The sequence below is a fragment of the Bacillus sp. MRMR6 genome, assembly GCF_001940785.1.
Taxonomy (GTDB): Bacteria; Bacillota; Bacilli; order Bacillales; family Cytobacillaceae; genus Neobacillus.
In genome coordinates this window covers 45,699-53,972 of sequence record NZ_MSLS01000035.1, presented here as the reverse complement: position 1 = coordinate 53,972, position 8,274 = coordinate 45,699, and the positions used below count along the sequence as shown (strand labels likewise).

The 8,274-nt window shown below is 39.9% G+C and carries 6 protein-coding genes, 10 tRNA genes and 2 rRNA genes; all 18 read left to right on the top strand.

The window, feature by feature from the left end; genetic code table 11:
• A 23S ribosomal RNA gene (locus tag BTR25_RS22745) occupies window positions 1-287 on the top strand; the annotation flags it as partial.
• Window positions 288-544: 257 nt separating this feature from the next.
• Window positions 545-661 (top strand): 5S ribosomal RNA (gene rrf, locus BTR25_RS22740).
• An 11-nt stretch (window positions 662-672) separates the two neighbouring features.
• Window positions 673-747 (top strand) — tRNA-Asn (locus BTR25_RS22735).
• Window positions 748-775: 28 nt separating this feature from the next.
• A tRNA-Thr gene (locus tag BTR25_RS22730) sits at window positions 776-848 on the top strand.
• A gap of 17 nt (window positions 849-865) precedes the next feature.
• Window positions 866-940, top strand: a tRNA-Glu gene (locus BTR25_RS22725).
• Between the two features lie 10 nt (window positions 941-950).
• Window positions 951-1,026, top strand: a tRNA-Val gene (locus BTR25_RS22720).
• A 162-nt stretch (window positions 1,027-1,188) separates the two neighbouring features.
• Window positions 1,189-1,264, top strand: a tRNA-Thr gene (locus BTR25_RS22715).
• An 18-nt stretch (window positions 1,265-1,282) separates the two neighbouring features.
• A tRNA-Tyr gene (locus BTR25_RS22710) sits at window positions 1,283-1,367 on the top strand.
• Window positions 1,368-1,414: 47 nt separating this feature from the next.
• Window positions 1,415-1,489, top strand: a tRNA-Gln gene (locus tag BTR25_RS22705).
• A gap of 1 nt (window position 1,490) precedes the next feature.
• A tRNA-Lys gene (locus BTR25_RS22700) sits at window positions 1,491-1,563 on the top strand.
• Window positions 1,564-1,623: 60 nt separating this feature from the next.
• Window positions 1,624-1,698, top strand: a tRNA-Gly gene (locus BTR25_RS22695).
• A 40-nt stretch (window positions 1,699-1,738) separates the two neighbouring features.
• Window positions 1,739-1,814, top strand: a tRNA-Ala gene (locus BTR25_RS22690).
• A gap of 152 nt (window positions 1,815-1,966) precedes the next feature.
• A complete protein-coding gene (gene rocF / locus BTR25_RS22685) occupies window positions 1,967-2,863 on the top strand; it encodes an arginase (RefSeq protein WP_075690283.1) in 897 nt (298 codons plus the stop codon).
• Window positions 2,864-3,054: 191 nt separating this feature from the next.
• A complete protein-coding gene (gene sigW / locus BTR25_RS22680) occupies window positions 3,055-3,618 on the top strand; it encodes an RNA polymerase sigma factor SigW (protein WP_075690282.1) in 564 nt (187 codons plus the stop codon).
• 16 nt (window positions 3,619-3,634) lie between these two features.
• Window positions 3,635-4,264, top strand: a complete 630-nt coding sequence (locus tag BTR25_RS22675; protein WP_075690281.1) for an anti-sigma factor family protein — start codon at window positions 3,635-3,637, stop codon at window positions 4,262-4,264.
• Window positions 4,265-4,469: 205 nt separating this feature from the next.
• Window positions 4,470-5,297: a diadenylate cyclase CdaA gene (gene cdaA, locus BTR25_RS22670; RefSeq protein ID WP_075690280.1), complete on the top strand. Its 828-nt coding sequence runs from the start codon at window positions 4,470-4,472 to the stop codon at window positions 5,295-5,297.
• Entirely contained in the window at window positions 5,290-6,522 is a 1,233-nt protein-coding gene (locus tag BTR25_RS22665) for a CdaR family protein (protein WP_075690279.1), read from the top strand. Before cdaA ends, BTR25_RS22665 begins: the two co-directional genes overlap by 8 nt.
• A 37-nt stretch (window positions 6,523-6,559) precedes the next feature.
• On the top strand, window positions 6,560-7,912 hold the full coding sequence (glmM, locus tag BTR25_RS22660; protein WP_075690278.1) for a phosphoglucosamine mutase: 1,353 nt from the start codon (window positions 6,560-6,562) through the stop codon (window positions 7,910-7,912).
• Window positions 7,913-8,274 lie beyond the last annotated feature (362 nt).

Genomic DNA, 8,274 nt, shown 5'->3' with positions numbered 1-8,274 from the left:
TATCCGTCGTGGGCGCAGGAAATTTGAGAGGAGCTGTCCTTAGTACGAGAGGACCGGGATGGACGCACCGCTGGTGTACCAGTTGTCTTGCCAAAGGCATCGCTGGGTAGCTATGTGCGGACGGGATAAGTGCTGAAAGCATCTAAGCATGAAGCCCCCCTCRAGATGAGATTTCCCATAGCGCAAGCTAGTAAGAACCCTGAAAGATGATCAGGTTGATAGGTCAGAGGTGGAAGCGCGGTGACGTGTGGAGCTGACTGATACTAATCGTTCGAGGACTTAACCAAATAGAAAAGCGTAGGCGACTGTTCAACTCTGAGAGGCGTTGGAGGGCCGGCACTACAAATCCTTCACTTTGGATTTGTAGAGACGGTCCGAAGAGTTAGAAGCCGAAGCTGGACAAAACATAGCAATATGAGTAAGGTGAACTCGGTTTAACAAAACTTCTTCTACATTATCTAGTTTTGAGGGAATGAAATTTTAAAAAATTTCCTCTTGAAAAATACAAAAAAGACATTATAATAAAATAGTGTCAACAAATCAGTCTGGTAATTAAGGCGAGAAGGTCACACCCGTTCCCATACCGAACACGGAAGTTAAGCTTCTCAGCGCCGATGGTAGTTGGGACAAGCGTCCCTGTGAGAGTAGGACGTTGCCAGGCTGTTATATTATTCCGCAGTAGCTCAGTGGTAGAGCTATCGGCTGTTAACCGATCGGTCGTAGGTTCGAGTCCTACCTGCGGAGCCATTTTTAACTTAAAAGTTAAATTAGCTATGCTTCCATAGCTCAGTAGGTAGAGCACTTCCATGGTAAGGAAGAGGTCAGCGGTTCGAGCCCGCTTGGAAGCTTACCTATATTATATATCGGCCCCTTGGTCAAGTGGTTAAGACACCTCCCTTTCACGGAGGTAACACGGGTTCGAATCCCGTAGGGGTCACCATTTATTCTGTGGAGGATTAGCTCAGCTGGGAGAGCATCTGCCTTACAAGCAGAGGGTCGGCGGTTCGAGCCCGTCATCCTCCACCATATAATTTAGTGCCGGGGTAGCTCAATTGGTAGAGCACGCCCGAATAAGCTTCCTGAATATACTTCAGCAAACCGAACGAGTTGCATCTTGAATAAGCTTTCTGAGTTCGGGTTGACGATAACATTTCTGGGGATAACAATTTATATTTATTTTAAACCTATGCCGGGGTAGCTCAATTGGTAGAGCAACTGACTTGTAATCAGTAGGTTGGGGGTTCAAGTCCTCTCGCCGGCACCATCTTTTTTTATTTAATGTGGAGGGGTAGCGAAGTGGCTAAACGCGGCGGACTGTAAATCCGCTCCCTCCGGGTTCGGCGGTTCGAATCCGTCCCCCTCCACCATGTATATTTACCGAATATCTGGACAAACTAAAAGTTGTCTATAACATTGGGCTATAGCCAAGCGGTAAGGCATCGCACTTTGACTGCGACATGCGTTGGTTCAAATCCAGCTAGCCCAGCCAAGAGCCATTAGCTCAGTTGGTAGAGCATCTGACTTTTAATCAGAGGGTCGAAGGTTCGAATCCTTCATGGCTCATCATTTTCTATAATATTGACCCACAGAATCTTTTATTCTTCGGGTCTTTGTTTATGAAATGCGGAAGTAGTTCAGTGGTAGAACACCACCTTGCCAAGGTGGGGGTCGCGGGTTCAAATCCCGTCTTCCGCTCCATTATGCTACTTGTTATATTTCAATCTTGTTATACTATAATGGGGCCTTAGCTCAGCTGGGAGAGCGCCTGCTTTGCACGCAGGAGGTCAGCGGTTCGATCCCGCTAGGCTCCACCATACACTACATAATTTATTTGCCTTAAATCATTTTCGATTTAAGGCTTTTTTTATTTTATCTCGTATATATATACAGGATTTTGTCGAGTTGAGTCATTTGTCTGAAAGCGGTTAAAATATATATATAAAGGGATTAGGGGGATGAGATAAAGATGAAGAAGCTATCGATTATTGGTATGCCGATGGATTTGGGTCAAATGAGACGTGGTGTTGATATGGGACCAAGTGCGATTCGCTATGCTGGGATTAATGAAAGGTTAAAACCATTATTTGATGAGATTCATGACTTAGGGGATATTCCGATTGGCAGACCTGAGGTAGCAGTTGATAAGGAGTCAAATTTGCGTAATTTGGACCTCGTCGCTGAAAAAAGTACCCTTCTTGCAGAAAAAGTAGATGAAGTAATACAATCTGGTTCCTTTCCGCTAGTATTAGGCGGCGACCATAGTATTGCAATAGGCACCTTAGCAGGTGTCTCAAATCATTATCAAAATCTTGGCGTCATATGGTATGATGCACATGGTGATTTGAATACAGCTGAAACCTCTCCTTCCGGGAATATACATGGTATGCCTTTAGCTGCTAGTCTTGGATTAGGACATCCTATGTTAACTGAGATTGGCGGATATACACCTAAAGTGAAACCAGAAAATATTGTTATAATTGGAGCCAGGTCGTTAGATGAAGGTGAGAAGAACTTAATTAAGGAAATCGGACTTAAGGTGTATACGATGCATGAGATTGATCGCTTAGGCATGGCTAAAGTGATGGAGGAAACGATTTCATATTTAAAGGAACGAACGGATGGTGTACATTTATCTTTAGATTTGGATGGCCTGGATCCAAATGATGCTCCTGGTGTTGGTACACCTGTAATTGGTGGAATCAGTTATCGGGAAAGTCATCTAGCAATGGAAATGCTTGAGGAAGCTCAAATTATTACTTCTGCTGAATTTGTCGAGGTTAACCCAATTTTAGATGATAAGAATAAGACTGCGACTATAGCAGTTGGCCTAATGGGTTCTTTATTTGGAGAAAAACTATTATAGTGTTGGGGTAACAGCAGCTGGATAAACGGCTGCTGTTTTTATTTCTTATTAAAACTTTAAGCTGGTTTTATAACAAATTGCCTAATTTTTGTTAATATAAAAAGTGATGATAAGTTTTTAATGTTAAAATGAAACTTTTACTATAATTTAATCGTAGGATTGTATAGCTATATTGGAGCTGAGGAAATTAAATGGAAGCGATTATCAAGAAAAGAATAAAACAGGTAATTAAAGGCGATCAGGATGCATTTGCTGATATTGTTGAAATATATAAAAACAGTATTTTTCAACTTGCTTTCAGGATGCTAGGAAATCGTCATGAGGCAGAAGATATCGCACAAGAGGCTTTTATCCGTGCATACACAAATATTAATTCTTTCAATCAAGATTTAAAATTTTCTACCTGGCTTTTTCGAATTGCAACCAACTTATGTATCGATAGAATTAGAAAGAAAAAACCTGACTACTATCTAGATGCTGAAGTCTCAGGTACAGAGGGACTAACGATGTATTCTCAACTGCCCTCTAAGACTCCATTACCCGAAAAAGAATTAGAAAGCTTGGAGCTAAAGGACACAGTTCATAAGGAAATAATGAAACTGCCTGAAAAATACCGATCTGTTATTGTTTTGAAATATATTGAAGAGCTATCTTTAAATGAAATAAGTGAGATACTCGAAATGCCCCTTGGAACAGTTAAAACAAGGATTCATCGAGGGCGAGAAGCTTTACGACAACAATTACGCTATGTTTGATAAAGAGGTGAAAACGTTGAAGTGTTCAGTAGAAATCGTTGAGTTAATGCATACGTATTTAGACGAAGAAATTGATCCAAAAAGTGAGATGGTTTTAAGAGAGCATCTTCATAGTTGTAAGGAATGTGAAGAGTTATTTAATGAATTAAAACGGACGATTGCCCTTGTTAAAGGGACAACAAGTATTCAGGCTCCTGAAAACTTTACAGCAAATGTAATGGCGCTTCTTCCGAAAGAAAAGAAAAAGGTTGGATTCCAGAGATGGATGAGAAATCACCCGCTTATTGCGGCTGCATCACTTTTCCTAGTATTGATGATTGGAAGTGTTTTTTCTACTTGGAATCAAGAAAATGATTTTTCTGTTTCAAAACAAGAAAATCTAATCGTCCAAAACAATATTGTCATCGTCCCTGAAGGAGAAGTAGTGAAGGGAGACGTTATTGTACGAAATGGCACGCTGAAAATTGAAGGAGAAGTTCAGGGGAATGTTACTGTTATTAATGGTGAACAATACACAGCTTCAGCTGGTAAGGTAACTGGGAAAATTGAAGAGGTGAACGAAGTCTTTGATTGGATTTGGTTTCATATAAAAAAGACAGCCTATGATGTTTTCAATGTTTTTGAAAAGCATGAAGAGAATAATTGAAGTCACTCTCAAAACGAGTGATTTCTTTTTTGCTGTGAAGGGCTTGAAAGCAGTTTCTTTAATGGCTTTTATTGAAGACATTTGATAAATGATATCTAAAAAGGGAACATATACTAAGTACTAATTCAATTTATGATATAATAAATAAGTTATCATCTATTAATCATTTTTATTTACTTATATGCGAAACTACGGAGGAATAACAATGCCGTTTGAAGATTTCACGTTATGGAAGTACTTAGCTAGTATTGTTGATATTCTCCTTGTATGGTATGTCATATATAAACTGATTAATCTTATAAAAGGTACAAAGGCTGTCCAATTATTAAAGGGGATCTTTGTTATCCTTTTAGTGCGGGTTATCAGTGCATTGCTCGGTCTAAATACATTAGGCTGGATTATGCAGCAGACCATAAATTGGGGATTTCTTGCGATTATTATTATCTTCCAGCCTGAGCTGAGAAGAGCACTTGAGCAATTAGGAAGAGGCCGTTTCTTTTCGAGAAGCAGCAGTCCAGATGATGAGGACCAGGAGAAAACGGTTGAAGCAATCGTAAAAGCTACTGATTATATGGCAAAGCGGAGAATAGGTGCCTTGATCTCGATTGAGCGAGAAACAGGAATGAGTGATTATATTGAAACTGGAATTGGTTTAGACGCCAAGGTTTCTTCAGAACTGCTCATCAATATCTTTATTCCAAATACACCGCTGCATGATGGTGCCGTTATTCTTCAGAAAAATAGCGTGGCGGCTGCTGCATGTTATTTACCTCTATCTGAGAGTCCTTTTATTTCAAAGGAACTCGGAACAAGACACCGTGCAGCATTGGGTATTAGTGAAGTAACGGATAGCATTACCGTAGTAGTTTCAGAAGAGACGGGAAATATATCCTTAACTAAAAATGGCGAGCTCCATCGGGACCTAACATTAAATGCCTATAAAGAGCTATTGACCGATGAGTTAGTGACAACCAACAAAGTAAAACCAGCTTCTTCAGCTCGTTGGAACTGGAGGGGAAAGAATAATGGATAAACTTATGGATAATCCGTGGTTCATCAAAATGCTTGCTTTACTATTGGCGGTACTCCTATATACATCTGTTTTAAATTCCGATGATAAAGCAACAAGCATTAATATACCAGGAGAGACTTCAACAGCAACTATAGAAGAGGTTCCAGTAAAAGCATATTATGACATCGATAATCTAGTCGTAACTGGAATTCCTGAAACAGTTGAGGTGACCATTAAAGGACCAATGCCACATGTCCAATCTGCAAAGACATTAAGAAATTTTGAAGTTTTTGTTGATTTAACAGATGCAGAAATAGGAAATAAAAAGGTGAAGTTTGAGATTAGGGACTTATCTGATAAGGTAAAGGCAACGATTAATCCTGAGTCAGTAAGTGTTTCCATTCAAGAAAAAGTAACCAAGGAATTTAAAGTAGAAGCTGAATTTAACACGAGTATGATTGAAGAAGGCTATGCTGCTGGGCAGGCTACAGTAGAACCTAATAAGGTAAAGATTACCGGAGCAAAAAATGTAGTTGACCAAATTACATACGTGAAAGCGACAATTGACAACAAAGATTCTATTAATCAAACCATAACACAAGAAGCCCAAGTTCAAGTATTGGACAAAGAGTTAAATAAACTAGCGGTTCTGATTGAACCTGAAACGGTAAAAGTCACAATCCCAATTAAGGCAACTAACAAAACGGTTCCCATCAATGTAGTAGAAAAAGGTACAACGCCTGATGGAATCATGATTGATTCGATTAATCTTGATATTAGGGAAGCGATCATTACAGGGACTGAAGAGGTTTTAAAGGAAACAGATAATGTACGAGTTGAAGTTGATTTAAGTAAAATTACGGAGAATACCACACTTGAGTTGCCTGTTATTATTCCGAATGGAATTACTAAGGTAAATCCGCAAACCGTCAAGGCAACGGTTACTATAAAGAAACAAGAAGAAGAAAAAACGGTCTCAGGTATCCCCATTAACATACGTGGGTTAGACGAACCATATGATGCTGTGGTTAATGACCCTGTAAATCGTACAATTAGTCTAGTTATTAATGGACCGAGTGGTACAGTAACGGGATTAAGCCCTGAGGACTTTAGGATTTTTATTGATTTATCTGGACTAGCAGAAGGTAGTCATGATGTAAATATTCAAGTAGAAGGGCCTCCAGATGTGACATGGAAACCCGATAAATCGTCAGCGAAAATTACAATTTCAAGAGACAACGTATAAGACACAGCAATTCACTTGATAAGGAGCGATTTTGATAATGGGAAAATATTTTGGAACAGACGGCGTCCGCGGTGTTGCAAATAGTGAACTAACACCTGAACTGGCATTTAAATTAGGGCGTTTTGGAGGCTTCGTTTTAACAAAGGATAAAGATCGGCCTAAGGTATTAATCGGCCGAGATACACGTGTCTCTGGGCATATGCTTGAAGGAGCTCTTGTGGCGGGTTTACTATCGATTGGAGCGGAGGTTATGCGCCTTGGTGTTATTTCAACTCCAGGTGTTTCTTATCTTACTAAAGCAATGGGGGCACAAGCAGGCGTTATGATCTCAGCCTCACATAATCCTGTTGCAGATAATGGAATTAAGTTCTTTGGGCCGGATGGATTCAAGCTCTCCGATGAGCAAGAGAATGAAATCGAAACGCTTATTGATCAAGAAAAAGACCAGTTACCACGTCCTGTAGGAGAATCGCTTGGACAGGTCATGGATTATTTTGAAGGCGGTCAGAAGTACCTTCAATATTTGAAGAATACAGTGGACGAAGATTTTTCTGGGATTCACATTGCATTAGATTGTGCACATGGTGCAACCTCTTCTCTTGCTACTCATTTGTTTGCTGATTTAGATGCTGATATTTCAGTTATGGGTGCGTCACCTAATGGCATTAATATTAATGCAGGAGTAGGCTCTACCCATCCTGAAGCGCTTGCGGCAATGGTAAAAGACAAAGGTGCGGATGTAGGTTTATCCTTTGATGGTGACGGTGACCGTTTGATTGCCATAGATGAAAAAGGAAATATCATTGATGGTGATCAAATCATGTACATATGTGGAAAGTACATGAAGGAACACGGCAGGCTAAAGCATAGCACTGTTGTTTCTACCGTTATGAGTAACCTTGGTTTTTATAAAGGCCTAGAAGCTCATGGAATTCATAGTGTACCAACAGCGGTGGGTGACCGTTATGTGGTGGAAGAAATGAAGAAGAGCGGGTACAATCTTGGTGGAGAACAGTCTGGCCATATTATCTTCTTAGATTATAATACGACTGGTGATGGATTATTAACAGGCTTGCAGTTAGTGAATATTATGAAGATAACACAAAAGACATTGTCTGAACTGGCTGGAGAAATGAAAAAATTTCCACAGAAACTAGTCAATGTTAGAGTGATAGATAAACATCATGTAACGGATAATGAAAAGGTCAGCGAAGTAATCGCTCAGGTTGAGGCAGAAATGAATGGGAATGGAAGAATCCTTGTCCGTCCATCAGGGACAGAGCCACTTGTCCGCGTCATGGCTGAAGCTCCTACTGAGGAACTATGTGCGGCATATGTTGACCGCATTGTTAGTGTGGTAAAAGCAGAAATGGAATTAAAAGAAGAATAGTCTATTGGTGTGCATAAGGGAACTATTTCTTTCTCTTATGCATATTTTATTATGTGTGAATTGTAAATCAGATGGAAATTTTCTACGTTTATTACACAATTGGTTGACGAATTCCAGTTCATCATGTAATATTAATTTGCTTTACTCTTCATATAGAAAGCCTGAAAGGAGGATAGAAAAAAAGTATCTAAAAGCGCCTGAACTAACCAGTGTGGGTTAGTTGACGAGGAGGAGGGTTATCGAATGTTCGGCGGATACCTCCCGGTTGAACGCACAACCGTAAGTTTCTTCTTTAAAACATTGAGGCAACTCACTGCACAAAGAGAGGAAAATGCGCATACTAACTAATGTAAGACGAAGGT

What these genes read in the sequence shown, in the direction of transcription:
- rocF (WP_075690283.1), top strand. Translation starts at nt 1,967, where the DNA reads ATGAAGAAGCTATCGATTATTGGTATGCCGATGGATTTGGGTCAAATG.
- BTR25_RS22665 (WP_075690279.1), top strand. Translation starts at nt 5,290, where the DNA reads ATGGATAAACTTATGGATAATCCGTGGTTCATCAAAATGCTTGCTTTA.
- glmM (WP_075690278.1), top strand. Translation starts at nt 6,560, where the DNA reads ATGGGAAAATATTTTGGAACAGACGGCGTCCGCGGTGTTGCAAATAGT.
- cdaA (WP_075690280.1), top strand. Translation starts at nt 4,470, where the DNA reads ATGCCGTTTGAAGATTTCACGTTATGGAAGTACTTAGCTAGTATTGTT.
- sigW (WP_075690282.1), top strand. Translation starts at nt 3,055, where the DNA reads ATGGAAGCGATTATCAAGAAAAGAATAAAACAGGTAATTAAAGGCGAT.